Source organism: Vibrio mangrovi (assembly GCF_024346955.1).
GTDB lineage: Bacteria > Pseudomonadota > Gammaproteobacteria > Enterobacterales > Vibrionaceae > Vibrio > Vibrio mangrovi.
The window spans coordinates 2,502,480-2,528,321 of sequence record NZ_AP024883.1 but is presented as its reverse complement, the minus strand read 5'-3'; the positions used below and the strand labels follow the sequence as shown (position 1 = coordinate 2,528,321).

General features: G+C 43.5%; 23 protein-coding genes and 2 tRNA genes. 6 read left to right on the top strand and 19 right to left on the bottom strand.

From position 1 onward, the window contains the following. Window positions 1-907 precede the first annotated feature (907 nt). Window positions 908-1,933, top strand: a complete 1,026-nt coding sequence (locus tag OCU74_RS11275; RefSeq protein WP_200807665.1) for an aldo/keto reductase — start codon at window positions 908-910, stop codon at window positions 1,931-1,933. 211 nt (window positions 1,934-2,144) lie between these two features. Beyond that, the gene (locus OCU74_RS11270; protein ID WP_087479820.1) at window positions 2,145-3,023 is read left to right on the top strand and encodes a LysR family transcriptional regulator; all 879 of its coding nucleotides are present in this window, start codon (window positions 2,145-2,147) and stop codon (window positions 3,021-3,023) included. Between the two features lie 710 nt (window positions 3,024-3,733). Here the strand turns inward: OCU74_RS11270 and OCU74_RS11265 are convergent. Further along, complete coding sequence (locus OCU74_RS11265; RefSeq protein WP_200807664.1) at window positions 3,734-4,936, bottom strand: acyltransferase family protein; 1,203 nt, start codon at window positions 4,934-4,936, stop codon at window positions 3,734-3,736. A 930-nt stretch (window positions 4,937-5,866) separates the two neighbouring features. Here OCU74_RS11265 and OCU74_RS11260 point away from each other — a divergent pair. Further along, window positions 5,867-6,646, top strand: coding sequence for a Zn-ribbon-containing protein (locus tag OCU74_RS11260; RefSeq protein WP_087479817.1), 780 nt, complete (start codon window positions 5,867-5,869; stop codon window positions 6,644-6,646). Window positions 6,647-6,711: 65 nt separating this feature from the next. On the opposite strand, the gene OCU74_RS11255 is transcribed toward OCU74_RS11260, so the two are convergent. From OCU74_RS11255 to metN, 3 genes are all read right to left on the bottom strand, one after another. Continuing rightward, window positions 6,712-7,521 (bottom strand): MetQ/NlpA family lipoprotein, encoded by an 810-nt coding sequence (locus tag OCU74_RS11255; RefSeq protein WP_087479816.1) that lies wholly within the window; start codon window positions 7,519-7,521, stop codon window positions 6,712-6,714. Window positions 7,522-7,583: 62 nt separating this feature from the next. Continuing rightward, window positions 7,584-8,261 (bottom strand): methionine ABC transporter permease, encoded by a 678-nt coding sequence (locus OCU74_RS11250; RefSeq protein WP_087479815.1) that lies wholly within the window; start codon window positions 8,259-8,261, stop codon window positions 7,584-7,586. Next, window positions 8,251-9,285, bottom strand: coding sequence for a methionine ABC transporter ATP-binding protein MetN (metN, locus tag OCU74_RS11245; protein ID WP_087479814.1), 1,035 nt, complete (start codon window positions 9,283-9,285; stop codon window positions 8,251-8,253). Before metN ends, OCU74_RS11250 begins: the two co-directional genes overlap by 11 nt. Window positions 9,286-9,604: 319 nt before the next feature. Here metN and gmhB point away from each other — a divergent pair, with 319 nt between their 5' ends. After that, window positions 9,605-10,159: a D-glycero-beta-D-manno-heptose 1,7-bisphosphate 7-phosphatase gene (gmhB, locus tag OCU74_RS11240; RefSeq protein ID WP_087479813.1), complete on the top strand. Its 555-nt coding sequence runs from the start codon at window positions 9,605-9,607 to the stop codon at window positions 10,157-10,159. A 215-nt stretch (window positions 10,160-10,374) separates the two neighbouring features. Here gmhB and OCU74_RS11235 read toward each other — a convergent pair. From OCU74_RS11235 to OCU74_RS11225, 3 genes are all read right to left on the bottom strand, one after another. Next, window positions 10,375-10,459 (bottom strand) — tRNA-Tyr (locus OCU74_RS11235). 58 nt (window positions 10,460-10,517) lie between these two features. After that, a tRNA-Tyr gene (locus OCU74_RS11230) sits at window positions 10,518-10,602 on the bottom strand. 187 nt (window positions 10,603-10,789) lie between these two features. Then, window positions 10,790-11,392, bottom strand: a complete 603-nt coding sequence (locus tag OCU74_RS11225; RefSeq protein WP_087479812.1) for a YitT family protein — start codon at window positions 11,390-11,392, stop codon at window positions 10,790-10,792. 321 nt (window positions 11,393-11,713) lie between these two features. Between OCU74_RS11225 and glyA the strand changes: the two genes are divergently transcribed. Continuing rightward, window positions 11,714-12,964: a serine hydroxymethyltransferase gene (glyA, locus tag OCU74_RS11220; protein ID WP_087479811.1), complete on the top strand. Its 1,251-nt coding sequence runs from the start codon at window positions 11,714-11,716 to the stop codon at window positions 12,962-12,964. Window positions 12,965-13,077: 113 nt separating this feature from the next. Here glyA and OCU74_RS11215 read toward each other — a convergent pair whose 3' ends face one another. From OCU74_RS11215 to ybeD, 4 genes are all read right to left on the bottom strand, one after another. Next, entirely contained in the window at window positions 13,078-13,410 is a 333-nt protein-coding gene (locus OCU74_RS11215) for a hypothetical protein (RefSeq protein WP_087479810.1), read from the bottom strand. 202 nt (window positions 13,411-13,612) lie between these two features. Continuing rightward, the gene (gene lipA / locus OCU74_RS11210) at window positions 13,613-14,578 is read right to left on the bottom strand and encodes a lipoyl synthase (protein WP_087479809.1); all 966 of its coding nucleotides are present in this window, start codon (window positions 14,576-14,578) and stop codon (window positions 13,613-13,615) included. Further along, the gene (lipB, locus tag OCU74_RS11205) at window positions 14,575-15,222 is read right to left on the bottom strand and encodes a lipoyl(octanoyl) transferase LipB (protein ID WP_087479808.1); all 648 of its coding nucleotides are present in this window, start codon (window positions 15,220-15,222) and stop codon (window positions 14,575-14,577) included. Before lipB ends, lipA begins: the two co-directional genes overlap by 4 nt. Window positions 15,223-15,444: 222 nt before the next feature. Next, window positions 15,445-15,723, bottom strand: coding sequence for a DUF493 family protein YbeD (ybeD, locus tag OCU74_RS11200; RefSeq protein WP_087479807.1), 279 nt, complete (start codon window positions 15,721-15,723; stop codon window positions 15,445-15,447). A gap of 414 nt (window positions 15,724-16,137) precedes the next feature. Here ybeD and OCU74_RS11195 point away from each other — a divergent pair, with 414 nt between their 5' ends. Further along, entirely contained in the window at window positions 16,138-18,036 is a 1,899-nt protein-coding gene (locus OCU74_RS11195; RefSeq protein ID WP_087479806.1) for an ATP-binding protein, read from the top strand. A gap of 125 nt (window positions 18,037-18,161) precedes the next feature. Here the strand turns inward: OCU74_RS11195 and OCU74_RS11190 are convergent, their stop codons facing one another. From OCU74_RS11190 to OCU74_RS11155, 8 genes are all read right to left on the bottom strand, one after another. Further along, the gene (locus OCU74_RS11190) at window positions 18,162-19,340 is read right to left on the bottom strand and encodes a serine hydrolase (protein WP_087479805.1); all 1,179 of its coding nucleotides are present in this window, start codon (window positions 19,338-19,340) and stop codon (window positions 18,162-18,164) included. Between the two features lie 98 nt (window positions 19,341-19,438). Beyond that, window positions 19,439-20,227 carry a septal ring lytic transglycosylase RlpA family protein gene (locus OCU74_RS11185; RefSeq protein ID WP_087479804.1) on the bottom strand — a complete coding sequence of 263 codons (789 nt, stop codon included), beginning with the start codon at window positions 20,225-20,227 and terminating at the stop codon, window positions 19,439-19,441. Next, the gene (gene rodA, locus OCU74_RS11180; RefSeq protein ID WP_087479803.1) at window positions 20,227-21,348 is read right to left on the bottom strand and encodes a rod shape-determining protein RodA; all 1,122 of its coding nucleotides are present in this window, start codon (window positions 21,346-21,348) and stop codon (window positions 20,227-20,229) included. The genes OCU74_RS11185 and rodA overlap by 1 nt, the downstream gene beginning before the upstream one ends. Further along, entirely contained in the window at window positions 21,348-23,237 is a 1,890-nt protein-coding gene (gene mrdA / locus OCU74_RS11175) for a penicillin-binding protein 2 (RefSeq protein WP_087479802.1), read from the bottom strand. Before mrdA ends, rodA begins: the two co-directional genes overlap by 1 nt. 6 nt (window positions 23,238-23,243) lie before the next feature. Beyond that, a complete protein-coding gene (gene rlmH / locus OCU74_RS11170) occupies window positions 23,244-23,714 on the bottom strand; it encodes a 23S rRNA (pseudouridine(1915)-N(3))-methyltransferase RlmH (RefSeq protein ID WP_087479801.1) in 471 nt (156 codons plus the stop codon). Window positions 23,715-23,717: 3 nt separating this feature from the next. After that, complete coding sequence (gene rsfS, locus OCU74_RS11165; RefSeq protein WP_087479800.1) at window positions 23,718-24,035, bottom strand: ribosome silencing factor; 318 nt, start codon at window positions 24,033-24,035, stop codon at window positions 23,718-23,720. Window positions 24,036-24,109: 74 nt separating this feature from the next. Next, the gene (gene holA, locus OCU74_RS11160) at window positions 24,110-25,135 is read right to left on the bottom strand and encodes a DNA polymerase III subunit delta (RefSeq protein ID WP_087479799.1); all 1,026 of its coding nucleotides are present in this window, start codon (window positions 25,133-25,135) and stop codon (window positions 24,110-24,112) included. Window positions 25,136-25,154: 19 nt separating this feature from the next. Then, complete coding sequence (locus tag OCU74_RS11155) at window positions 25,155-25,769, bottom strand: LPS-assembly lipoprotein LptE (protein ID WP_087479798.1); 615 nt, start codon at window positions 25,767-25,769, stop codon at window positions 25,155-25,157. Between the last annotated feature and the right edge of the window lie 73 nt (window positions 25,770-25,842).

Below are 25,842 nucleotides of genomic sequence, written 5' to 3'. Positions count from 1 at the left end.
GGGATTTTAACTTTTGTTTTTTACCTAACAAGGTAGTAGTTAAACACGTATAAATTGTATAGGGTTATTTTAATATAGTTGTTGGCATAACATATTTAGAACCGATAATACGCTAATAATTGTAAGTAAAATGTTTCATTCAATTTGAGGTGTCTGTTCTGTGAAACAGGATACATCTCTATACAGTTCTCTGGCGTTATGGATAAGAAGTAGCTGTAGACTATTGCTCCCGAAATAGTTGATAAATTACTCTTTACTGAGTCTATAGGTCATCTGATCCACGAATAGTTCTATATAGATGTATTCACGATATCTGGTTGATATACAATACATTATTCTTTTTTTTCACCCTGCTGTTTCTTTCTAACATCAAGAAAGTTGGGGTGCCTAAAATTACCCTATACAATTTATACGTGTTTAACTACTTCCTTGTTAGGTATAAACCGAAAGTTACAATCTTATTGTTTAATAAGAATATATATTACATATATAACTATCGTAGCCCCGCTGTGTTTTATAAGTCGGGAAAACTACTATTAGTGAACTATGAAATATGGGTCAAATGGTTTATGACTCAATAAAATATAGAATATGGGATGTTTCCCATTATTCTCGAAACATCTGGTGCGACAAGCAAGGAAATTTTCCCATTTTTGTTCTGAGTGAAAGCTCCCATGGAAAATACTTAGTTCGTGTGATGCAGAATATTTTTTATCAAACAAAAGATCGAGTAAATAGCCGTTCCAAATATCGCTACAGTTGGAACGCTTAGACGTTTTTCTGTGTACAGTCCAACAATGGCTGGGTGGGTTTAAAATTGATACTGAGTAACCCACGATATGCCGGGTTTGTGTGGGATGTCACGTTAGTAGAAACGTTTATTTAAACAAGCACTGAAAGGATACCCATGAAAATGAATTCCAATTCCAAGATTCAACTCGGTAGTACCGGTCCGCAGGTGTTTCCTATAGCTCTTGGCTGTATGGCTATGTCTGGTGCCTATGGAATGTCGGACGTAAATGAAGGTATTGCCACCATTCGAGAAGCTATCGAGCGCGGTGTTACACTCATTGATACGGGCGATTTTTATTCCTCTGGCCTAAATGAACTATTAGTTCGTCGTGGTATTAAGGGATTACGTGACAAGATACAAATATCGGTAAAATTTGGTGCAATGATTGGACCAGATGGCTGTTTTGTTGGTTTCGATGCACGTCCGGAGGCTGTGAAAAATTTTGTAACTTACAGTCTGAAGCGTCTCGGAGTCGATGTTATTGATGTGTATCGACCTTCACGCCTTGACCCATCAGTGCCTATTGAAGAGACTGTAGGCGCGATTGCCGATCTAGTGAAAGCTGGCTATGTTCGTAATATTGGCCTTTCTGAGGTGGGCATCGAAACAATTACGCGTGCTGCGAAGGTGCATCCTATATCCGATCTACAAATTGAATATTCCGTTATCTGTCGTGAACCAGAGCAAGCGATTTTTCCTGCGCTTACTTCGTTGGGGATCGGTGCGACGCTATATGGTGTTCTGTCTCGTGGATTACTGACGGGAAGTAAGATAGGTAGAAAAGGCGATCGCCGTGCAAATATGCCTCGTTTTCGTGGAAAAACTGGAGAGCAAAATGTTGCGGCGATTATGAAATTTCATGAGTATGCCGCAGATCATAAGATGACTCCTGCCCAGCTTGCCGTAGCATGGGTATTAGCCAAACAGCCATCCTTTGTACCTGTTATTGGCGCGCGAACTCGCACGCAACTGCTGGACGTTTTTAGAGTGTTTGAAAGATCGCTTAATCAAGAAAATGTTGCATCTGTAGAAGCATTGTTTCCGAAAGATGCTATCCAAGGTTCCCGCTATCCTGAAGAGCTTATGAAGCAACTCGATAGTGAGAGAGGTAATACGAGCTCTATTGAGCACGAGGAATAAGAGGGGAGACCCTCCTATACAAATGATGCAATGGGATGTGTGTTAGTGATTAACGTAGTTTATCTGTAAAACAGTAACTAATTATTCATTACAATTTTCCATTTATAAATAAAATTTTTGTCGTCCAACTTAAAATTTGAAATTTTAGCATCTAGTTATTATTAATGAGTCTGTAGTTTTTATTAAAAAATTTCTAATGTGGAGGTTTTATATGAAGACCAGTGAACTTCTTGCTTTTGTCACCGTAGCAAAAATAGGAAACATCACTCAAGCTTCAGCGCGTCTGAACAGAGTACAATCGAGTATATCTCATCGTCTTAGAAATCTGGAAGATAGATTCGGTATTACCTTGTTTGATCGTCGTAAAAATAGGATATCACTTACAGCACAAGGGAAAATACTTTATGAATACGCAATAAAGATATTAGAACTTGAGGAAGATTGTAAGAAAAAAATTGCATCCTTAAAGCATAACACCCCCAGCATCCGAATTGGATTAATTGACTGTTTACCACCTTATATAGCTAGTTTATTGATAGATTTAAGCAACAATATAGATCAATGCATTGATATTTGTATCGGGAACACAATAAGTTTACTTAACTCCTACGAAAAAAATGAATTAGATATGGTAATAATTGGTTCCGGTTTTTCTGATGTACGACATGCTCGACTATCATTATTTTCTACTGATTTAGTTCTCATTACTGAGAGAAATTTTCCAACCATCAATAAAATCTCCATCCTTGATGGAGAACATTTTTTGCTCAGCAGCAGAAAATCAGCCTTAATGCGAAACTGTGATATATTAATACAAGAGGGGGGAATCATGCCGAAGAGAATCATTGAATGCGGATCTTATCCCGTATTATTTTCCAGTGTCTCTGAAGGTAAGGGGGTAGCTTTGGTTATGCGTTGTTCAATTAATCGAGATGTACGTGACAAGATAAAGATTCATGATCTACATGGCCGGTTTGAGAAGTTTCAGATCGAGCTTTTGTATAGAACAGACTCTCCTTACATAGATACCTTAAAACTCACGAATATGATTACATCAGTTTTTCAGGATCCCTTGCTTCATCATATATAATATTAAATTTCTTGTTTAACTTTACTGAATATGTCTATGATAATCATCAGCTTGTTGTGCGGTTAATTTAATTTTTAGCCTATTTATTGGGTTATATATTCTCATGGTGTTAATGTATCGAGTACGTCATGGAGAAGTTTTTCGTTATATTTAGCTATCTATTCTTCTGTCCACTTTCTCATTTTACTGATGTCTCTGAACTAGTTCATATTAAGAATTTTATTCCTATATGTTCGGTTGTTCGGTATGTAACCCTCCCTGAAAACCTGAATCGACTATCCTGGTTGGATAAATTTGCTAGATAAATACGTTCTACAAGACTCGAATGTTGCATAACAGCTTCCTGAAACTTAGTTGTTTGAAGTAAGATATATTGTCTTTCAGTTCTAATCTGAGAATTCGAGGGTAGTGAGTTTTGTCGGCAACAAAGACCGACAAAACTAGTTATGGTATGAAGAAATACAATACAAAAAGGTGGTATACAGTTTTATACATTTAGACCAAGTAAAAATTAATATACTGAGAAATATTAATGTAAAACACTCCGTTTAGTACTGTGGTGATAGCAAGCCATATATGGCGAAAAGTAAAAAGTTAGATGATTATATATATAAATTTTCACATTTAAGTGAGTTACAGAAAAATATGACATCTTAATAAAAAATAAATATCACTATTAAGTGAAGAATCATACGCATCTATAAACAATACTATTCTGTAATAGTTTTCAAAAATTTTGGTCTGAAAATATCCAGTATTTTCCTATTCATTGGAATCTCAAAGTATCGATAAACTAACGATGCGCATGAAACTGACAAGATCAGTGCTATAGCAAGAATCGCTGTCCCTTCCATAAAATCTAATTTTTTTCCGTCCAATAGCTTGAATAAGACAAAAAGGACTAAAAAGTGGACCATATAAAATGCATAGGATATCTCTCCAAGCCATATAGAAGACTTTCGGTTTAGTATGTTTTTCTTGGCGTTCAAATCATCATTAGCAATTGAAACAATTAACAAACTAACAGGAATGATGTAAATAACATTTAAACCAAATTGGTATGGAAGGAACATTGCTCCTATATATACTGCAATAAGCAAAGTAAGTGCAGCAGCTTTGGGTAACACGGGGACACGTCCATATATCAGCAACCGCGCAACAAACATCCCAGAGACAAACTCAAATAGACGTGACGGGAAAAATATATACGAAAACCAAAACTGTCGTTGTGAAACCGGATAATAGGGCATCATATGATTTGGTTCAACCCAAAAGTAAATAAAGATCTGTATGAGTAACGATGCGACAACTGCAACACCTATTCCCAACAAGTCGAATTTTTTTGGTATTGCTTTCATCGCTTTAAATAGCATGGGAAACAATAGGTAAAAAAGGATTTCGTCACAAAGACACCAACTGGGTCTGTTTACAACAAAGAAATATTTAACGTCATTTACCCATGAATTTACTAGCAGGAGGTTTGACAACCATATTTTGTATGCCCCTATACTTACCACACCTAAAGCGAGCGCAATAGCCCAGGTTAAACAATGAGTCGGATAAATTTTCGCAAAACGCCTTAAGTAAAAATTGCCAACGGTATCATTATCTCTGGCCGACCATACCATAACGAATCCGCTTAGTATAAAGAAAAACGAAACTCCTACCCAGCCGGCTTTACTTACAATAGCTGCAAATATGTGCTCTATGGTTGGATCTGCATACGGAGCGAGATCGCTAGGAATAGAGGCGTGAAATAAAAAAACTAAGAAGGCAGCCCAAAATCTACTACCGGTGAGCGATAGAAGTTTTGGACGGTTTGGCGGCATGACCGCTTTTGTTGGTTGTTCCATACGAGATTCGTCATGTTCGTTCTGTACAGCGTTGATCTCTATAGTAGTTGGGCTCATCATATTCCTCCTAAGGCAGCATATACCGCCACTTAATTTCCTGCCGAAGCATAGCCCCAATCACGACAGAAATTGTGTTAGCTAGTAAAACGGCCAGGGCCGATGAACTAACTGTTCCGTAGAATTTTGTTTTCTGAAAATCACCAACTAGAATCCTGTAGATGAGCAATTGATCGTTCATCTCTCAGCGAAAGGTTAGTATTGGTGACCTCTGGAGGGCGCAGTTTCTCGACGCCGTGTTTTTATTCTTCATTTTCCTTTTGGTAGATACATTCAGTCTGATAGCATCGATTATTAAATATCTCTACCTACGGTGTATCATTGTCTTGTGTTGGTTGTTGGTGCTTATTTGCCGAAGTACTGGTGTCAGTGCTGTATAGCGCGGGATACCTAAAGGATGAATAGCAGCTGCGCAAAATTACAAATGCGTCTGCATATCATGTCAAAGGAAGATGCTATATTGAAATAGCTTTTTACGAACAAGCATATATCCTCTGCCACCTAGCCTATTATCAAAATACGAAATTTTCCATCCGGGTGCTAACGGATAATTTCGACAACATCATCGAAATTATCGATATCTAAAGAGATACTGGTTAGATTGCAGTGCAATATTGGAGGACAGTATTTTGTAAGGGTAAAAACTTGGTAATTTAAAGACTGGATCAATTACCTTAAATGTGAAAAAGTAATGTTTGAAAAGGCCACAGTTACTTTGATGGCTGATGGAATTAAACATATGCATAAACCAATAGAGAAAACTCGAAGATCTGTATTGTGTTCAATATATCGACATCCTTTTTTACAACACAATATGTATAAAATTAAAAATAGATTATTATTGGTATTAGATGTGAAAAATTTGAAAATACAACTGAAGATTTGCCCTATAATTATGGCCCTTAATCGGAAATTAAGTAGTGAGTCATATTTATGAGTTATGTTGCTGAACTCCAGTTTGAATGTTTTGACAATACAACTGTTTCTGCTGTTGAACGGGCGATTTCAGGTCTGCTGGAAGCGTTACGTTTTCAGGGGCAGATTCTGGGGCGGGAATTTCCGGTTGTGATGGGTGACGGTGAATTTTTTGTCCGGGTTCTCTGTCCGGAAAAGCAGAGTCTGCATCCGAAATATCATTCAGACTTCGTCCAGGTTTGTATGAACCGCCTGGCCGAGGCCAGTCTGTTAGCTCCGAAAGTCAGGGTTCTGGGCCAGGATATTCACTCCGAGCAAACGGACACGGCAGAGCATCGCGAATGGCAGGTGTTATATACGACTTATGTTCATACCTGTTCGCCGTTGCGGAATGGTGAAAACCTGCTGCCAGTTCCTTTGTACCGTATTCCGGCTACATTTAACGGTGATCATAAAGCGCTCATCAAGTGGCAGACGGAATGGCAGGCGTGTGACGAATTACAGATGGCTGGTGGATGTCAGGCTGAACATGCGGCTCTGAAAGAAATCATGCAACCAGAAAGTGATCTCTTCCGGCGGGGATGGGATTTACGGGGCCGGATTGAGTATCTGACTAAAATTCCGACTTACTACTATCAGTATCGGGTTGGTGGAATGAGTCTGGAAGAAGAACAAAAGCGTTGTTGTCCCGGCTGTGGAAAACCATGGCGCTTAGATGAACCATTGCATGATATTTTTCATTTTAAATGTGATTCGTGCCGGCTTGTTTCGAATTTGTCGTGGGATTATCTGAAATAGCAGTGACAGAGAACAAGGGCATGAAATGCCCTTGTTTATATTGAGACGAATTAATCGTGTCGGTTTTACCAACCTTTTACAACACCATCGTTAAATGTTTTCATCGCGGCGTCGTAGACTTCTTCAGTCTGGTAGGCTTTGACAAAGTTTTTCACGTTTTCATCGTTGACGTTATTCTCACGGGCAACGATCAGGTTCACGTATGGAGATTCTTTATCTTCAACAAAAATACCGTCTTTTTCTGGTGACAGATTTAACTGGCTGGCAAAAGTTGTATTGATGATTGCAATCGCTACGTCATCCAGTGAGCGTGGCAGTTGTGCGGCATCCAGTTCAAGAATTTCCAGATTCTTCGGATTTTCAGTAATATCCTGAACTGTTGCTTTCAGTCCGGCGTCATCACGTAATTTAATCAACCCCTGTTGCTGAAGTAGGATCAGAGAACGACCCAGATTGGTCGGATCATTCGGCACTGCGATACGATCACCTGCTTTCAGTTCATCAACTGATTTTACTTTTTTTGAATATCCGGCAATTGGGTAAACGAAAGTGTTGCCGGCAATGGTTAGTTTGTAACCGCGATCTGCAATCTGCTGATCCAGATATGGCTTGTGCTGGAATGCGTTGACATCAATAGAGCCATCATCAAGCGCAGCATTTGGTGTGACGTAATCAGTAAATGTTACCAGTTCGACATCAAGGTTATATTTGTCTTTTGCTACTTTCTGGGCAACTTCTGCCACTTGTGCTTCTGCACCGGCCATCACACCGACTTTGATTTTATGGTTATCGGCAGTTTTTTCACCGCATCCTGCCAGTACGAGCGCTGAAGCGGCCGTAGCAATAGTCAACAGACCCTTTAGACTAAATTTCATGTGCTTCTCCTTGATTTAAAACTCTGAATTTTTATCAATGAATTATTGATGTATTTTATTGTTTATCTGTGATCGACCCGGCGTACAATTGTATCGCCAATCGACTGAATAATCTGAACCAGAACAATGAGCATAACGACCGTAACGGCCATGACGATAATGTCATAGCGATAGAAACCATAGCGAATTGCCACGTCACCCAAGCCGCCACCTCCGACAGTTCCTGCCATTGCCGAGTAACTCACCAAAGTAACCAGAGTGATGGTGACCGAGTTGAGTATAGTTGGCATCGCTTCCGGCAGCAGAACTTTCGTAATGATTTGTATCGGTTTGGCGCCCATTGCCTGTGCAGCTTCAACCAATCCGGACGGGACTTCCAGCAGAGCACCTTCAATTAAGCGGGCAACAAACGGAATCGCACCTATAGTCAGGGGGACGATTGCCGCTGTTGTACCGATGAAGGTGCCGATCAGTAGTTTGGTCAGTGGGATAATCGCTACCATCAGGACCAGAAACGGAACTGAACGGCCGACGTTAACAACTGCACCTAGAATGCGGTTAAAGCGGCGGTTTTCCATCAATCCGCCTGATTTGGTGGTATGAAGGATGACACCCAACGGAATACCAATAAGAAAACCTACCAGGCCGGAAACGGCAACCATATAGACTGTTTGCCAGGTTGCATTCAGAATCAGATGACTGTTTTGACTCAGCCAGTCTGTGATGAGGTTAATTGACATAACCAAGGACCTCCACTTTTACATGATGTGAGCGGAGATATTCGATCGCCGCCTGATCATCTGCATCTTCTCCGAGAAGTTCGGCGACGAGCATGCCAAATTTAACCCCACCGGCATAATCCAGATCGGAGCTGAGAATATTGACGTCAATATTAAAATCCCGTGAGATGTGTGAAACCAGCGGTGCATCAACCGTTGCACCGGTAAACTCAAGCCGGACGAGTGGATAACTACCGGAAACCCGCTCCGGGTGGAGACGGTTTTCGTAATCCTCTGGAATGGATAAATCCAGTGTCGAACGGATAAACTGGTGTGCCAAATCTGTTTTCGGATGGGCAAAAATATCGCTGATACTGCCTTTCTCAACCAGTTCTCCGTCACCGATGATTGCAACTTCATGACAGATACTTTTTACCACATCCATTTCGTGGGTAATCAGCAGAATAGTGATGTTCAACTGACGGTTAATCTGTTTGAGCAGTTGCAGAATGGATTGAGTCGTTGCCGGATCCAGAGCACTGGTTGCTTCATCACACAGCAGGACTTTGGGATCACTGGCCAGTGCCCGGGCAATCGCAACCCGTTGTTTCTGTCCGCCACTGAGATTTGACGGATAGGCTTGCTTCTTATCAGCAAGACCGACAAGTGTCAGTAACTCATCGACTTTTTGTCTGATATGTTCCTGAGTCTGACCGGCAAGTTCGAGAGGTAAAGCAATATTGTCAAATACAGTACGGGATGACAGCAGATTAAAGTGCTGAAAAATCATACCAATATTCCGTCTTGCCTGACACAGCTGGGATGCATTCAACTTGGTTAGATCGACACCATCGACAATGACTTCGCCACTGGTTGGCGACTCCAGCATATTGACACAGCGTATCAGCGTACTTTTTCCTGCACCGGAAGAGCCGATAACACCAAATATAGTCCCTTGCCGGATATGGAGGTTGATGTCCTTCAAGGCGTGAATCTGTTTATCGCCTTGGCCGAACACTTTGTTTACGCGATTTATTTCAATCATTAGATAACCTGAGTAGGACGTACTTAGCCTGTAAATTCCACCTCAAATGACCAATAGTGCCCTGAGGTGTGGTGTATCAGAAAGGTTAAATTTCATTCAACCGGAACAACACCTGCAATTTTGTAGTGGATGCTATGGCTTCATGATAATGAAGTCAATCAATTTCGACGTCTAGACGTCTAAAAAGCAATATTGACGGAATTTACCCGGAAAAGAACAAGAAAAAAGCTGAAACTGTGTCCGGAGGTCATTTGGGTGTATCTCCGACAGTGAGTTTGAGTATAATAGCCAGCATTAATCAGTCGGATGGGGCAAAGCTTTGGCTAAACCAGCAGTGTTTCTGGATCGCGATGGAGTGATCAATATTGATAGTGGTTATGTTCATGATGAGCATGATTTTCACTTCATCGATGGGGTATTTGAAGCGACAAAACGGTTAAAGGAGATGGGCTATCTTCTGGTGTTGGTGACCAATCAGGCGGGGATTGCCCGGGGAATGTTCACCGAAGACCGGTTTTTGAGTCTGACTCAGTGGATGGACTGGAACTTCATTGACCATGGTGTCGAATTTGATGGTATCTATTACTGCCCTCATCATCCGGAGCACGGCGTCGGTAAATATAAGCAGGATTGTGACTGCCGTAAGCCACGTCCCGGTATGTTTATCTCAGCCCGTGATTTTCTTAAAATCGATATGGCAAATTCAGTGATGGTTGGTGATAAACCAGCCGATCTGATGGCGGCTCAGGCTGCCGGTGTCGGCACATCGATTCTGGTCCGTACCGGGAAGCCAGTGACTGAAGCCGGTGAATCTCTTGCTGATGTTGTGCTTGATAGTATTAAAGAGGTTCCTGCATATCTGGTGGCGCGTTGATCCGGGGGAAAGAATTCTCAACGGTTTTAAGTTCCCGTCATTTGAAAGCCGGGTAATACCAATTCCATTAAGATGATCGGCTCATTTGTAGAATTGGTATGATCCCATGACAAATTATATGCCGGATTATCCTATTGGATTGATGATGACGGTGTGTCACAGAATTATTGCGGTACAGATAAAGAAAAAGCCAGCAAGATGCTGGCTTTTCTATATGGTGGAGGGGGACGGATTCGAACCATCGAAGGCGGAGCCGGCAGATTTACAGTCTGCTCCCTTTGGCCACTCGGGAACCCCTCCGGGATTTTGTTTTGCCTGAACGATACCTTTACCGGAAACATTCAAACATCTTTAAATATGGTGGAGGGGGACGGATTCGAACCATCGAAGGCGGAGCCGGCAGATTTACAGTCTGCTCCCTTTGGCCACTCGGGAACCCCTCCAGGGTGCACTCTAATGATTGAAGAAACATTCCCGAAACATCTCTTCGGTGCGGAGCGCATCATAGCAAACTCATTCAGCCTGTAAAGCCTTTTCTGACGATTTATGTTTGAATGATGTCTTTTTGGACAAATATGCTATTTCTTGTACAACAAAAGGTTATGTCAGAGAAATGCCGACTGCTCTATATTATGAACCATAAGTCACTGTATATCGGGATGGCTTGTGATTCATGGCTAATACCACATTGAGAACCAAAGCACTGAGCACTGAAACGGCAATCGTATACGGAGACAGATAAAACAGAGAAGCACATACAACGGATGCATCAATACACAGTTGAGTTTTGCCGACAGAAATTCCGAATTTATCCTGAACAAACAGACAGAAAACGTTGAATCCTCCCAGACTGGAACGATGACGGAAAAGAATCAGCATTCCCACACCCATGAGTAATCCGCCTGTGACTGCACAGTAAATACCGTTGGCATGTGTAAACAGGATTAAAAATGAGAACTGATCGGCAAAAAGGGCAACAAGCAGGCCGGAAATCAGGCTGTTCAGCGCAAACTGGCGGCCGAAGCGTTTCCAGGCAAGCAAGTAAAATGGCGCATTGCACAGGAAATAGAGAACTCCGAAGGAAAAGGGCGTTAACTGGTTGAGTAACAATGCCAGTCCGGCTGTTCCTCCGGTGATTAGGTGTGCAGCTTGTAGAAACATGATGCCCTGAGCAACCAGAAAGCTGCCGGTGATGATTGCGATGATGTCTTCCTGAAAAGTGTGTTTTTCCATCGGTTATGAGCGTATTGAGACAATTTGTGAAGGATAGTAAAGAAAAGGTGACTTTTTCGGTAGCTAGAAACGGGAAATTCAGGTAAACCTATGTCATTGGTACTTTACAGAATGTAAACCTAAAAGTTGACACCCGGCGCCGCCATGTTACCGGGACTTTTGAGTATCATGAAAAAACTGCATGAAAATTTGTACATTTGGGCTTTATGACATAGATCAATTTAGGTAGAATACGCGCCAAATTAAGTGACGAAAACGTTTGCGTTGAGTCAGAATGTAGTTTTATTAAACTTTCCAGTCAATCTGAGTCAGGAGATACAGATGCTTAAGCGTGATATGAATATCGCTGATTATGATGCGGATCTTTTCGCAGCCATTCAAGAAGAAACTCTTCGTCAGGAAGAGCACATTGAACTTATTGCTTCAGAAAACTACACCAGTCCACGTGTAATGGAAGCCCAGGGTTCTCAGCTGACAAACAAATATGCGGAAGGCTATCCTGGCAAGCGCTATTACGGTGGCTGCGAATATGTTGATAAAGCCGAATCATTAGCGATTGAACGTGCATGCAAACTGTTTAACTGTGAATATGCAAACGTCCAGCCTCACTCAGGTTCTCAGGCCAACAGTGCTGTATATATGGCATTGCTGAATCCTGGTGATACTGTTTTAGGAATGAGCCTGGCACATGGCGGACACCTGACACACGGTTCTCCGGTAAACTTTTCCGGTAAACACTACAACGTCATTCCTTACGGAATTGATGAAAGTGGTCAGATCAACTATGACGAAATGGAAGCTCTGGCGGTTGAACATAAGCCGAAAATGATTATCGGTGGTTTCTCTGCTTATTCTCAGATTGTTGACTGGGCTCGCATGCGTGAAATCGCAGATAAGGTTGGTGCTTATCTGTTTGTCGATATGGCTCATGTTGCCGGTCTGATTGCGGCGGGTGTTTATCCGACTCCGGTTCCACATGCTCATGTGGTCACAACAACAACTCACAAAACACTGGCTGGGCCTCGTGGTGGTCTGATTCTGTCGAATGCCGGTGAAGAGATGTATAAAAAGCTGGACTCAGCAGTATTCCCTGGTGGACAGGGCGGTCCTCTGATGCATGTTATCGCAGCGAAGGCAGTTGCTTTCAAAGAAGCGATGGAACCTGAGTTTAAAGCTTATCAGGAACGTGTCGTTCAGAATGCTAAAGCAATGGTTGCTCAGTTTCAGGAGCGTGGCTATAAAATCGTTTCCAATGGTACGGAAAACCACCTGTTCCTGGTTGATCTGATCGATAAAAATATCACCGGAAAAGAAGCGGATGCTGCTCTGGGCGCTGCAAATATTACGGTGAACAAAAACTCTGTTCCGAATGATCCCCGCAGCCCGTTTGTTACTTCAGGTATTCGTGTGGGTACGCCTGCGATCACTCGTCGTGGTTTCACTGTAGATGATGCGAAAGAGTTGGCAAACTGGATGTGTGATGTTCTAGACAACATTAATGATCCAAGCGTGACTGAGGCAACTAAACAAAAAGTACTGGCTATCTGTAAGCGTTTGCCTGTATATGCTTAAGAGCTCCTCGACGAGCATTGCTGAATCATAAAGTAAACCCGCTTCATCGGAAGCGGGTTTATTATTTTGAGCTCAAAGAGATTCAGAAATCGTTCAATGTGTATTGGAAAAGATTACTCTTTCGAGATGCTCAGGGTTGTGCCTGATTTACATTTGAACAGGTAGTAATTTTCACTTTCAGTGAATTTACCTAAGCCTTCACCATCGCAGTAATCAATGTTGATACCACGCATGACTTCAAGCGTATCTTCTGATTTGAGTGCGAACTTAGAGCCATCCGCACAAACAATACGGACCCGTCCGGCATTATCCAGCGAGTATACTTTCACGTCAGTATTACACAGTTCAAAAGACGCTTCACGGTAGTTATCTTCTTTGGTATTTGAAGCACAACCGGCGAGAGTGATCGCGAGTCCGACAATGCCCCAGAAAGTGGCAGTTTTCATCATATATATCCTTACATCGGCAGTGAGATCGGGGTTTCTGTTTAGACTATAGAACATCGATCACAGATTCAACATAGTGAAACAAATTATGGCAATTGTTTCACATTTGTCGATGGTTTTTCCAGACAGAGCCAAAAGTATTTTTGTGATAGTGACTGAACCTGAGTGAAGTAAGCCGGTGTATTACACCGGCAGAATGATATTACTTCACTTCAATACCTTTGGCCTGTAGATCAGCATGATAAGATGAACGTACAAATGGTCCGCATGCCGCGTGGGTAAAGCCTAAATCAAGCGCAATTTCTTTTAGTTCGTCAAATTCTTCCGGGGGAACATACCGTTCTACCGGCAGGTGATGGCGGCTGGGAGCGAGATACTGTCCCAGAGTCAGCATTGTCACTCCGTGGGCGCGGAGATCTTTGAGAACTTCGACAATCTCTTCTTTTGTTTCACCAAGTCCCATCATCAGACCGGATTTGGTTGGAATGTCCGGGTGTTGCTGTTTAAATTTTTGCAGCAATTCGAGAGACCACTTGTAGTTGGCTCCGGGTCTGACTTTCCGGTACAGGCGAGGGGCGGTTTCCAGGTTGTGATTGAATACATCCGGCGGATTATCCTGAAGGATTTCCAGTGCAGTATCCATACGACCACGGAAGTCCGGAACCAGTGTTTCGATACGAATCTCAGGATTCAGAGCCCGGATTTCACGGTTACAGTCAGCAAAGTGCTGAGCACCTCCATCGCGCAGGTCATCCCGGTCAACGGATGTAATCACAACATATCTGAGTTTCATATCCCGGATTGTCTGAGCCAGTTTCTGGGGTTCTTGTGCATCCGGTGTTAATGGACGCCCGTGTGCAACATCGCAGAATGGACAACGCCGGGTACAGATGGCTCCCAGAATCATGAAGGTGGCTGTACCATGGTTAAAACATTCTGCCAGATTGGGACAGGAGGCTTCTTCACAAACTGAGTGAAGATTGTTTTTACGCATAGCTGATTTAATGTCCTGAATGCGTTGACTGTCAGCAGGCAGTTTTATCTTCATCCACGAAGGTTTACGCAGCAGCTCCTTCTGTTCGGTCGGCATATTTTTGACCGGAATGAGAGCCATTTTATCGGCGTCACGATATTTAACGCCTTTTTCCATTTGAATTGGTTTGCTCATGATATTGCTTCTGTAGTGAATTCTATATGCTCATAACCCAGAGTGGTGACAAGCGTTTTGACAAGTTGTTCTTCTACAATCTTCAGCTCAGACGGACCTCCAAGATCACTGATCTGAACCATTTCCATCCCTTGATAACCACAGGGATTTATTCTTAAAAACGGAGACAGGTCCATATTGACGTTCAGTGCAAGGCCGTGGAAGGAGCAGCCTTTACGGATTCGAAGCCCCAGAGAACAAATTTTCTTATCTTCCACATAGACACCGGGTGCATTGGCTCTCGATTGAGACTGAATATGAAATGCATCCAGAGTCTGGATCACAATATTTTCAATATGGGTCACAAGTTCTCTGACCCCGAGTTTTTTACGTCGTAAATCAAGCAGAAAATAAGCGACGAGCTGCCCTGGTCCGTGATAAGTGACCTGTCCGCCGCGATCACTCTGAACAACCGGAATATCTCCCGGATTCAGAACATGTTCTGATTTTCCGGCCTGTCCCTGAGTAAAGACCGGTTGATGTTCCACCAGCCAGACTTCATCACAAGTTTCATCGGTCCGCTGGTTGGTGAAATCGTGCATCGCTTGCCAGACCGGTTGATAGTCTTGTCGACCGAGTCGTTTGACAATGAGTTGATTCTTCATGGTATTGACTCATCCGCGATAAATAAAGTATTTGGATTATAAACTGCTTCACGCCGCGGAACTACTCAATGATGATAAAAAAATAGCCGCATTTTCGGGCTGTTTATTTTAACTATTTCATTTATAAGCAAAAGGCAGCAAATGCTGCCTTTCAAAAAAAGTTGAAGATATCAAAAAAACAGAGAGTAATCTGTTTCATTCGTATCTGAGTTTTTTCGCCGCTTACAGAACCATGCGAACAATATCAATTTCACCTAATTCTTTATAAAGCGTCTCAACCTGTTCTATCGATGTTGCGGTGATATTGACTGAGACTGAATGATAATTCCCTTTGGCGCTGGGTTTGACCGTTGGACTGTAATCTCCGGGAGCGTGACGCTGAATAACCTCAAGGACGCGTTCTGGCAGCTCTGGTTTTGCATAGCCCATAACCTTGTAGGTAAATGAACAAGGAAATTCAAGCAGATCTTTCAGTTTAGCATCTGAGTTTATTGTAAACATGAGGGCAACTCCGGCTGAGGTCGATATATAAGGGAAGGAATGATACTGGTTAATGACGTGGATCTCAAGATACACTTTTATGATCAAATCATGTGTGTTTGTGTGGTTTCGCGCAAGTTTTGTTAGTTTATTGATTAATTACAGTTATATAAAATTTATTTACATATTGTTTATGAATTTCATGGTCAGTGTTTCTATTATATGGAAGGAATATGGTTCTGGAGGAAAATTCAATGTATAAAGGTCGACACACTTTAGTGATTTGCAGTGCAAATGACAGTGATCTACTGCTGTAAATTTTTATATTAGGCGTAGCTTATGTGCAACTGATTGGTATATGCTGAAACTGCATCTTGAGGTCATTTGGGTATAGATGATATGTATTTTGTCGTGAGTTTAGTAGGTTAAAAAATAATGCAGCAGGTAGGTAGAACCGCTCATAAGAAAGGTTTTCGTATTAAAGAAACGTGGAAGTTTATACTGTTCAGCTGTGTATATGTGATCTCCTGTGTTTCTTTCGTTGCATATCTTTATGTACAGGCGAAGCAGTCTATTGAAGATGATCTGAATAACAGGCTTTACCATGGAGCGCTGGTCGCAACTGCGGTTCTGGGAGAGCACTATCATGATGGTCTTGTCGATAATAAATCAAAGTCTGAAGCCGAAGACTGGCAGGCAATTCAGCGCCTGACAGAATACAGCAAAAAAATGGACCTGACTTACATTTATACCGTTATTGAGCGGGATGGGCAGGCTATTCTTGTCTCTTCCAGTGCATCGGAAGATGAATTGAAGAATAAGACCTATGTCCGCTTCTTTGACCCGTATCCTGATGCCAGTCACCAGTTGCTGGCTGCATTACATGAAAACAGGACTATTTGGGCAGAATATGATGACCATTGGGGGGAGTTTCGGGCAGTTTTTGTACCGATGCGCTCTGCGGATGGTTCCCGTTATATTGCCGCAGCTGAAATGTCGATGAAAGAGTACTACGCGCATCAGAAGGAGGAAGAGGGTGAAACCCGTCTCCGTTTAGCTGGCTTTTCTATTTTTCTGTTTATCAATTTCAGTATCTTGGTTGCCGTTTACTTAACTTACATTCGTCATAATCTGATTCAGTTACGCCGGAGTACGGCGGCATTGCAGGCTGCCAGAAAAGCGGCGGAATCTGCTAATCGGGCAAAAAGTAAGTTTGTGGCTGTAATGAGCCATGAAATCCGGACACCATTGAACGGTATTTTAGGGGCAACAGAGTTACTCAGTCATTCTCAGTTGGATTCGAAGCAACAGGAATTCCTGAATATTATTGAATCCGGAGGGGGTTCACTGCTGGCGATTGTGAACGATATTCTGGAACTCTCAAAGTTAGAGGCGGATAAAATCGCTTTTGAACCTGAGAACTTTGAGCTGCGCCCATTAACATCAACGATCATTGATCTGATACGGCCACAGTTAAAATCACCTGATATTCAGCTCAGTTGTGTGGTTGAAGATATTGTTCCTCAATATATCCGTACTGATCCAAAGAAACTGCAACAGATTCTGATTAATTTGTTAGGGAATGCCGCTAAGTTTACTTATCACGGGGATATTCAGCTGAGTGTGACTTGGGCCCGCAGAAATGAAGATCCACGTCTGATCTTTAAGGTCCGGGACACGGGGATTGGTATTGATCAAGAGTATCAAAAACAGCTTTTCCAGCCTTTCATGCAAGTTGGATCTCATACGGGAGGAACAGGGCTGGGGCTTTCCATCTGTAAGAGCTTTGTCGAAATGATGGGCGGAGACATTCAGGTTGAAAGTATACCCGGACTGGGGGCGACATTCTGGTTTGAAATCCCGTGTCAGATTGCGGCGCAGGCTGATGATCAGTCTGAAAAAGAGGGCAAATTTGTCCGGAGTAGCACACCACTGAATATTCTGGTTGTTGATGATAGTTCTCTGAATCAATCATTAGCCCGGTTTATGCTGGAAAAACTAGGTCATCGGGTTTATACGATTGAGGACGGCACTAAAGTCCTGCGAACGTTACAGGACAACAACTATGATGTGATCCTGATGGATATCTATATGAGTAAGATGAATGGGATGGAGGCGACTTGCGAAATCCGGCGTCAAACTGATATGAAACAACCGTATATCGTGGCTTATACGGCAAATGCCAGTGAAGAAGACATCGGGCAGTATAAAGCTTGTGGAATGGATGATGTATTACCGAAACCTGCACAGTTGAAAGATATTGAACGGGTTCTGCGTCGTGAATCACTTCTCTGGCCGGAGCAGAGTTCAGCTCAGGAAGAAAGTACTGTCTGATGTAATATAAAATAATCCATGCCTGAGATATGGCCGTATGGTTTGATATCTATCCGGGAAAAGTTCACAAAAAAAGCCTGACAGTTGTCAGGCCTTTTTGTATCCGGCTCGGAGTCGTTTCTGAATCAGAACAACCCTTTGAACAGCAAGACAATGTAATCCCAGAGGCGACTGAAAATGCCACCTTTTTCCACATCTTCCAGTGCCATCAATGGATATTGGGCAATATCTTTTCCATCCAGCTGATAATAAAGTTTACCAACAACATCACCTTTTTGAATCGGGGCTTCCAGCTCTTTTTCCAACACAAAGCTGGCTTTCAGATTTTTCGCCTGTCCTCTTGGCAGAGTCACGTAGGTATCTTTATCGACGCCAAGCGCAACAGTATCTTTGTTCCCCATCCAGATACGTTCATTGATGAAGGTTTCTCCGGCTTTATGAGGGGCGACAGTTTCAAAGAAACGAAATCCGTAGCTGAGTAGTTTTTTACTCTCTGATTTTCGTGCATTAGCGCTTTTGGTTCCCATAACCACAGCGATCAACCGCATGTTTCCTTCTGTTGCTGAGCTGACCAGACTGTACCCGGCATTACTGGTGTGTCCGGTTTTGATTCCGTCAACGTTCATGCTTTTATCCCAGAGCAGGCCATTACGGTTATATTGGGTAATACCGTTGTAGGTGAACTTCTTCTCAGAATAGAGTTTGTACTCGTTCGGAACATCGCGGATCAGGGCTTGTCCCAGAATTGCCATGTCATAAGGTGTTGAGTAATGATTACCGTGATCCAATCCATGTACGTTGGCAAAGTGAGTGTTCTTCATACCAATGGTATCGGCCCAGGCGTTCATCAGATCGACAAAGGCATCTTCTGAACCGGCAACATGCTCAGCCATTGCAACACAGGCATCATTTCCGGACTGGATAATAATTCCCTTGTTCAGATCTTTGACCTTCACTGTTGTTCCGACTTCGATAAACATTTTGGAAGAATCCGGAAAGTTCTTTGCCCATGCATTTTTACTGATAACAACGTCATCATCCGGGGAGATATTTCCACGAGCCAGTTCCTGACCGATGACATAGCTGGTCATCATTTTAGTCAGACTCGCCGGTGGAAGTTTGGTATTCATCTCTTTTTCTGCAAGGACTTTACCTGAATGATAATCCATCAGAACGTAGCCTCGGGCAGCGATCTGAGGCGCATCCGGAACAACAATCGGAGAAGCTGAAGTAGTGAATGAGAATGCCGCCGACAGGGCGACAAAGGAGGTGGAAATCGACTTCAAAAATATTTTTTTATTCATGATAAATGCAGAATTTTACAATTAGTTGTGTATATCTTAACAGAAACCCTTTTTCTCAAGCCAGACCCAAGGGATGATTCGGCCAGATTTTCCGGAAATTACTGTGTAAGCCGGCGTTTCCTGATAAAGGCGGTTTCGTAGCCAAGCAGTTTAACCTTTTCCAGTGTTTGTTGTGTCTGGGTATAGTCATGAAATGGACCGAGCAGAACCCGATGACTACCGTTAAGGCTATCAATATAACTGGCTACGGATAACTTCTGACTTAAATCTTTCGATAAAGTTCGGGTTCTTTCCAAATGAGTTGAAGAGGAAACCTGAATAATATAGTCGGATTGGTTGGCTTTAGGTTTAGCTGGGGTGGTCGGTTTGTCATAAGACAGTACTTCAATTTGAACCGGGGCCGTTCCTGTGCGAATGACATCAAGTTTGTATGCAGCAGCATAGCTCAGGTCAATAATCCTTCCGGAATGAAAAGGTCCACGGTCGTTGACCCGGACAACTGCTGTTTTGCCGTTGTTCAGGTTGGTCACTTTGACATAACTGGGGATGGGTAAAGTTTTATGTGCCGCAGTCATTGAGTACATGTCGTAAATTTCCCCATTTGATGTCTGATGACCGTGAAATTTTTTCCCGTACCAAGAGGCAATTCCCTTTTCCTGAAAACCCTGTGGATTTTTGAGAATATGGTATTTTTTCCCTCTGACTGTATAGTCTTTATTCCCCCCGAGACTATAGGGTTCGTACTGAGGTTGGGCATCTTCTATATGTTCAATTGAAATCGGGCGGTCCGGCGCTACGTCATCACTAATATCATAGCGGCCGGAAGAACTACAGCCGACAATAAACAGAACAACAAAGCTGTAGTACAAAAACGGTCGGATTTTCATCAGATTGCCTTTGAAAATGCTTTTCGGTGAGTGTGAATTGACATCAGAATGCCAAAGCCTGCCATCAGTGTAACCATGGATGTCCCACCATAACTGATTAATGGCAGCGGAACGCCAACAACAGGTAAAATTCCGCTCACCATACCAATATTTACAAAAACATAAACAAAAAAACTAAGCACAATACTACCGGCCATCATTTTCCCGAAAGCTGTCTGGGCGTTGCTGGCCAGATAGAGTCCCCGGCCGATAATAAACAGATAAACGGAGAGCAGGGCGATAATACCTATTAGTCCCCATTCTTCGGCAATGACGGCAAAGATGAAGTCGGTGTGGCGTTCCGGTAAGAATTCCAGCTGTGACTGAGTGCCGTGGAGCCAGCCTTTTCCCAGAATACCGCCGGAACCAATGGCAATTTTACTCTGAATAATGTGGTAACCGGCTCCCAAAGGGTCAGATTCCGGATTAAATAATGTGCGAACCCTGACTTTCTGATACTCACGCATCAGGAAGAACCACAGAATGGGAACAAAAGCACTCATTGCAAACAATGCTGCAAAAATGATACGCCAGCTGATTCCGGCGAGAAAAATAACAAAGATACCGGAAGCCGCAATCAGAATAGATGTACCCAAATCTGGCTGCTTTGCGATTAGAATCGTAGGAACGAAGACCATAATCAGGGAAACCCCGAGAGTCTTTAGTGATGGCGGCAGCGGATGTTTACCGATATACCGGGCAACCATGAGCGGAACTGCCAGCTTCAATAATTCTGATGGCTGAAAGCGGATAAAACCAATATCCAGCCAGCGTTGGGCGCCTTTGGAGACTTCACCGGCAACCAACACACCGATTAATAGCAAGACTCCGCAAAAAAACAGGAACGGTGCCAAAGATTCATAGCTTCGGGGAGACAGTTGTGCAAGAGCTATCATAATGGCTAATGCAAGTACCATACGCATTGCCTGGCGATCCATCATTGCCATGTTCTGTCCGCTGGCACTATACATCACCACCAGACCAAACCCCATGACCAGAAGAAGCCCAAGTAGTAAAGGCAGGTCGATGTGTAAGCGTTCAAACAATGCCCGGTTCTGGCCAGTTGATGGATTGAGTTCCATTAGTCTTTCTTCTCTTGTTGGTCTTTATCTAGAATAATATGATCAAACACTTTTCGCACCACTGGAGCTCCATGGCTGGAACCACCACCGGCATTCTCCAGTACAATCGTCACAATTGCTTGTGGATTATCTACCGGAGCAAAGCCGGTAAACAGTGCGTGGTCACGCAGGTGCTCTGCAAGTTCATCAGCATTGTATTCTTCCCCTTCCGCCAGTCCGAAGACCTGAGCTGTTCCTGACTTGCCGGCGCTTTTGTATGGCAGATCTTTAAATGCATGTCGTGCGGTACCTCTGGGACCATGATTAACCAGATACATGCCATTGATGGCAATATTCCAGTATTTATCCGGAACACCGGTAATTGGCGGGTAGGTTTCAACCTCAGCCATTTGCTGTTTATCAAAAGGTTCTCCATTTTCGATGGTTGCCCGCAGTAAATGGGGAGCCAGAACCTTGCCATGGTGCACTAATACTGAAATTGCTTTGGAAATTTGCATTGGTGTTGCCGTCCAGTATCCCTGGCCGATGCCTACCGGAATCGTGTCTCCCTGATACCAGGGTGTACGATGACGGGCCATTTTCCATTCTCTGGTTGGCATATTGGCTTTACTTTCTTCAAAAATATCAATGCCGGTATATTCGCCGTAACCGAACATTTTCATCCATCGGGAAAGCCGATCAATTCCCATATCATAAGCAACCTGATAGAAAAATGTGTCGACAGATTCTTCAAGTGCTTTGGTAATGTTTACCTTGCCATGTCCCCACCTCAGCCAGTCACGGAAAGGTTTGGTCTTGGAATTGGGGATTTTCCAGTATCCGGGATCATTTCGGGTTGTGTTCGGGGTAATGACGCCTTCCTGCAGAGCTGAAACGGCTATCAATGGTTTAACGGTCGAAGCTGGTGGATATATACCCAGAGTGGCGCGGTTGACCAGCGGATGGTCTTTATCATTCAGAAGTGCCCGGTAGGCTTTACCTGTGATACCGTGGACAAAAGCATTTGGATCGTAGCTTGGGCTGGACACCATCGCTAGCACGCCGTTGTCTTTCGGATCGAGTACAACCGCAGAACCTCTTTTCCCGTCCAGAAGATGATAGACATAAGTCTGTAGCTTCACATCAATATTCAGGACCAGATCTTTTCCCGGAACTGGCGGAACATATTTCAGTGTACGAATGACTCGTCCACGGCTATTGACTTCAACTTCCTGATAACCGGGCATTCCGTGCAGAATATCTTCATAGTAACGCTCTATCCCCAGCTTACCGATATCCCGGGTTGCCTGATAGTTGGCTTCTTTGGCTTCTCTTTTCAGACGGTCCAGATCGCGGTCATTGATGCGGGAAACATAGCCGATAACATGGGTCAGAATCTTACCGAAAGGGTAGTAACGCTTCAGGCGGGCTGTGACTGCGACGCCCGGGTATTTATATTGATTAACGGAAAATTTAGCGACTTCCTTTGGCGTTAACTGGGTCAGAATTGGCACTGAGTTGAAGCGTCGGGTTTGGCTGAGTTCTTTTTTAAACGAGGCGATTCGCTCCGGTGTAATTTCTATCAGTTGCTGCAACCGCTCGATAGTTGCATCCATATCATCAACCTGCTCCGGTGTGATCTCCAGATCGAAGATAGGGCGGTTTTCTGCCAGTAGTACTCCGTTGCGGTCATAAATCAGGCCACGATTCGGGGCGATAGGAACAACCTTGATACGGTTATCGTTGGAACGGGTTCTGTAATCCTGAAACTGAACCACTTGGAGAGTGTATAAGTTAGCGATCAAAACTCCGACCAGAATGATGATCGCTAAAAATGCAACGACAGCCCTGTTACGAAACAGATTGTCTTCTGACTTGTAATCACGGATCTGACTGCGTTTACGGAGCATGTCGTATTATTCTCGGTGATATGGATGGTTGGTGGTGACACTCCAGGCCCGGTATAGGCTTTCTGCCATCACAACACGGACTAACGGATGTGGGAGTGTTAAGGGAGATAAAGACCAGCTCTGTTCGGCTGCCTGTTTACAAGCCGGAGACAAACCTTCGGGGCCACCAATAAGAATGGAGACATCACGCCCGTCTAGTTTCCAGCTTTCCATCTGCTGTGCCAGTTGATGTGTGTCCCACCGTTTCCCGGGAATATCCAGCGTCACAATGCGGTGACCTTTTGGGATTGCGGCCAGCATGGCTTCCCCTTCCTTATCCAGTATTCTGGGGATGTCAGCATTCTTACCTCGTTTCCCTGCGGGAATTTCGACAAGCTCTAAAGGCATATCATGCGGAAAACGACGCTGATACTCGTGAAACCCTTGTTCAACCCACTGTGGCATTTTTGTTCCGACGGCAACTAGCTGAATCTTCACACTTTAACTCCAGAGTTTTTCAAGCTGATACAGCGATCTCTGTTCTTCCTGCATCACGTGCAGCATTGATGTTCCCATATCAAGAACAACCCATTCTCCTTCTGATTCTCCCTCAATACCGAGAGGAGCTAACCCTAATTTTTTGGCTTCACTGGCGACGTGGTTTGCTATTGAAGCAACATGTCGTTTTGATGTGCCGGTGCAGATCACCATGTAATCTGTCACACTGGATTTTCCGGTGACATCAAGGGCAGTGATGTCTTCCGCTTTCATATCGTCTGCTTTATCAACTAAAAAATTTTTCAGATCTTCGTGCTGCAATGAGATTTCCTCTGAGTCTAGTCTGTGTTGGAGTGGTTAAAATTTATCAATAATGGCTAAAGTATATCATGCTTTTATTGAGTTAAAGCGAGCGCCGAATCGGGTTGAGTAAATTGTAAACTAAACGCTTGAAGCTGTGACCACGGACTCACCTCATACTGGGTTTTGACAGTCAGCTCAATCTGACTCAGCATTTGAATCAGAGTATATAGTTTTTCCGTATTGAGACGATTGAGTGCATTGACGTAAAGTGACCGCTTACTCTTCCAGATACGGTGCTTATCCATCAGTGTGTGCAGGGGCAACTGCTGCTGTTGCGTGTGAAGTGTCAGAAGCAGTAACAATTCTTTCTGTATTGAGCGCAACAATAAGACGGGTTCTGTCCCTTCAGCTTCAAGTTGACGCAGGATTCGCTGACAGCGGTTGGATTTTCCATCCAGTAAGGCATCGGTCCAATGATAAACCGTAAAATGATTATGCCGGGAGAGCGATTCTTCGACCCGGATTAATGTGAGCTGACCATCCGGATAAAGTAATGCCAGTTTCTCCAGACTTTGGGCGAGAGCCAGCAGGTTGCCTTCATGCCATTGTGCCAGCATTTGCAGGGCTTCCTGATCCGGTGTCAGTCGAAGCTTCCTGCAACGATTCATTACAAATTGCGGCAGACGGTTGAGATCCGGTGTCAGGCAGTTTACCAGGCAACCGTGCGCTGCCAGAGCTTTAAACCATTTGGCATTTTCCTGCGCTTTAGTGAGCTTGTTTCCAATGACAACCAGAATCGTGTCTGGATGTAACATCTCCTCCAAAGCCAGTAACTGGCCTGTTAGCTGGGCATTCATATTCCCTTCCGGGAGTGTCAATTCAACCAGTTGTTGACTTGAGAACAGGCTGAGAGCCTGAAAGTGCTCAAAGACCTGATTCCAGTCTAGTGTACTGTCAGCCTGATAACGGTAGATTTCAGCAAAACCTTTCTCCCGGGCCTGCTGAGCGATACTGAGCCTGGATTCTTGTAATAATAACGGCTCATTTCCGAGCAGGAGATAAACCGGCATCAATTGATGCTGAAGATGATCCGGCAATTTTTCCGCAAAAATACGCATCAAAAATCTCAGTCAAATCCTATTGGCTAATCGTGTGCTGATCAGCAGGGACTTCAGTGGTTGATACATGACTATTTTTTTCATCATATTCATCAGACATTCCAAACTGACGTGAACGCTCCGATAAGGTTAAATCCGGTTTTAAGCGAGCCATCAGCCGGATAATCTGAGACGAAGCGAGCTGACGCATTTCATCAGTAATCATGGCACTTTCCAGAGACTTCGCCAGAGCAGTTAGCGGGTTATCCAGATAGCTGCGGGTGACTCTGGTTGAAAAAGTTTTGGTACCGACATCGGGGACAGTGACCTGGAATGTGGCATTGAGGGTCAGTTCTTTTTCCGCGGCAATCGTATTCTGATAAATCGACAATGTTCTTGAAGAGACACTCTCACTGACTAGATGCAGGTTCGGGATGTCTTCCGCCGGTTCAACTATCTCAATTTCATTCAGTCTCAATCGGTTTTTTACCATACGGGTAAATTTGCTGTACTGGTCATAACTGGTGACGGATAATTTATCCAGAGCTTCCGGAACATCATAGTCTCCCCGCAAATGAAAACCACAGGCAGTCAGTGATACGGTGAGTAGTACCAGAAAGATATGTCGTAATAGAGGGATGTGAAATGAACGCATTCGAGTCCTATTTTAATCAGTTGAGCAGATACTTTTCCGGGCTATAACAACGTACCATACGGGTTACCGCGTT

Coding starts and splice junctions, on each gene's coding strand:
- OCU74_RS11275 (WP_200807665.1), top strand. CDS start 908: ATGAAAATGAATTCCAATTCCAAGATTCAACTCGGTAGTACCGGTCCG.
- OCU74_RS11270 (WP_087479820.1), top strand. CDS start 2,145: ATGAAGACCAGTGAACTTCTTGCTTTTGTCACCGTAGCAAAAATAGGA.
- OCU74_RS11265 (WP_200807664.1), bottom strand. CDS start 4,936: ATGATGAGCCCAACTACTATAGAGATCAACGCTGTACAGAACGAACAT.
- OCU74_RS11260 (WP_087479817.1), top strand. CDS start 5,867: ATGAGTTATGTTGCTGAACTCCAGTTTGAATGTTTTGACAATACAACT.
- OCU74_RS11255 (WP_087479816.1), bottom strand. CDS start 7,521: ATGAAATTTAGTCTAAAGGGTCTGTTGACTATTGCTACGGCCGCTTCA.
- OCU74_RS11250 (WP_087479815.1), bottom strand. CDS start 8,261: ATGTCAATTAACCTCATCACAGACTGGCTGAGTCAAAACAGTCATCTG.
- metN (WP_087479814.1), bottom strand. CDS start 9,285: ATGATTGAAATAAATCGCGTAAACAAAGTGTTCGGCCAAGGCGATAAA.
- OCU74_RS11225 (WP_087479812.1), bottom strand. CDS start 11,392: ATGGAAAAACACACTTTTCAGGAAGACATCATCGCAATCATCACCGGC.
- glyA (WP_087479811.1), top strand. CDS start 11,714: ATGCTTAAGCGTGATATGAATATCGCTGATTATGATGCGGATCTTTTC.
- OCU74_RS11215 (WP_087479810.1), bottom strand. CDS start 13,410: ATGAAAACTGCCACTTTCTGGGGCATTGTCGGACTCGCGATCACTCTC.
- lipA (WP_087479809.1), bottom strand. CDS start 14,578: ATGAGCAAACCAATTCAAATGGAAAAAGGCGTTAAATATCGTGACGCC.
- lipB (WP_087479808.1), bottom strand. CDS start 15,222: ATGAAGAATCAACTCATTGTCAAACGACTCGGTCGACAAGACTATCAA.
- ybeD (WP_087479807.1), bottom strand. CDS start 15,723: ATGTTTACAATAAACTCAGATGCTAAACTGAAAGATCTGCTTGAATTT.
- OCU74_RS11195 (WP_087479806.1), top strand. CDS start 16,138: ATGCAGCAGGTAGGTAGAACCGCTCATAAGAAAGGTTTTCGTATTAAA.
- OCU74_RS11190 (WP_087479805.1), bottom strand. CDS start 19,340: ATGAATAAAAAAATATTTTTGAAGTCGATTTCCACCTCCTTTGTCGCC.
- OCU74_RS11185 (WP_087479804.1), bottom strand. CDS start 20,227: ATGAAAATCCGACCGTTTTTGTACTACAGCTTTGTTGTTCTGTTTATT.
- rodA (WP_087479803.1), bottom strand. CDS start 21,348: ATGGAACTCAATCCATCAACTGGCCAGAACCGGGCATTGTTTGAACGC.
- mrdA (WP_087479802.1), bottom strand. CDS start 23,237: ATGCTCCGTAAACGCAGTCAGATCCGTGATTACAAGTCAGAAGACAAT.
- holA (WP_087479799.1), bottom strand. CDS start 25,135: ATGCGTATTTTTGCGGAAAAATTGCCGGATCATCTTCAGCATCAATTG.
- OCU74_RS11155 (WP_087479798.1), bottom strand. CDS start 25,769: ATGCGTTCATTTCACATCCCTCTATTACGACATATCTTTCTGGTACTA.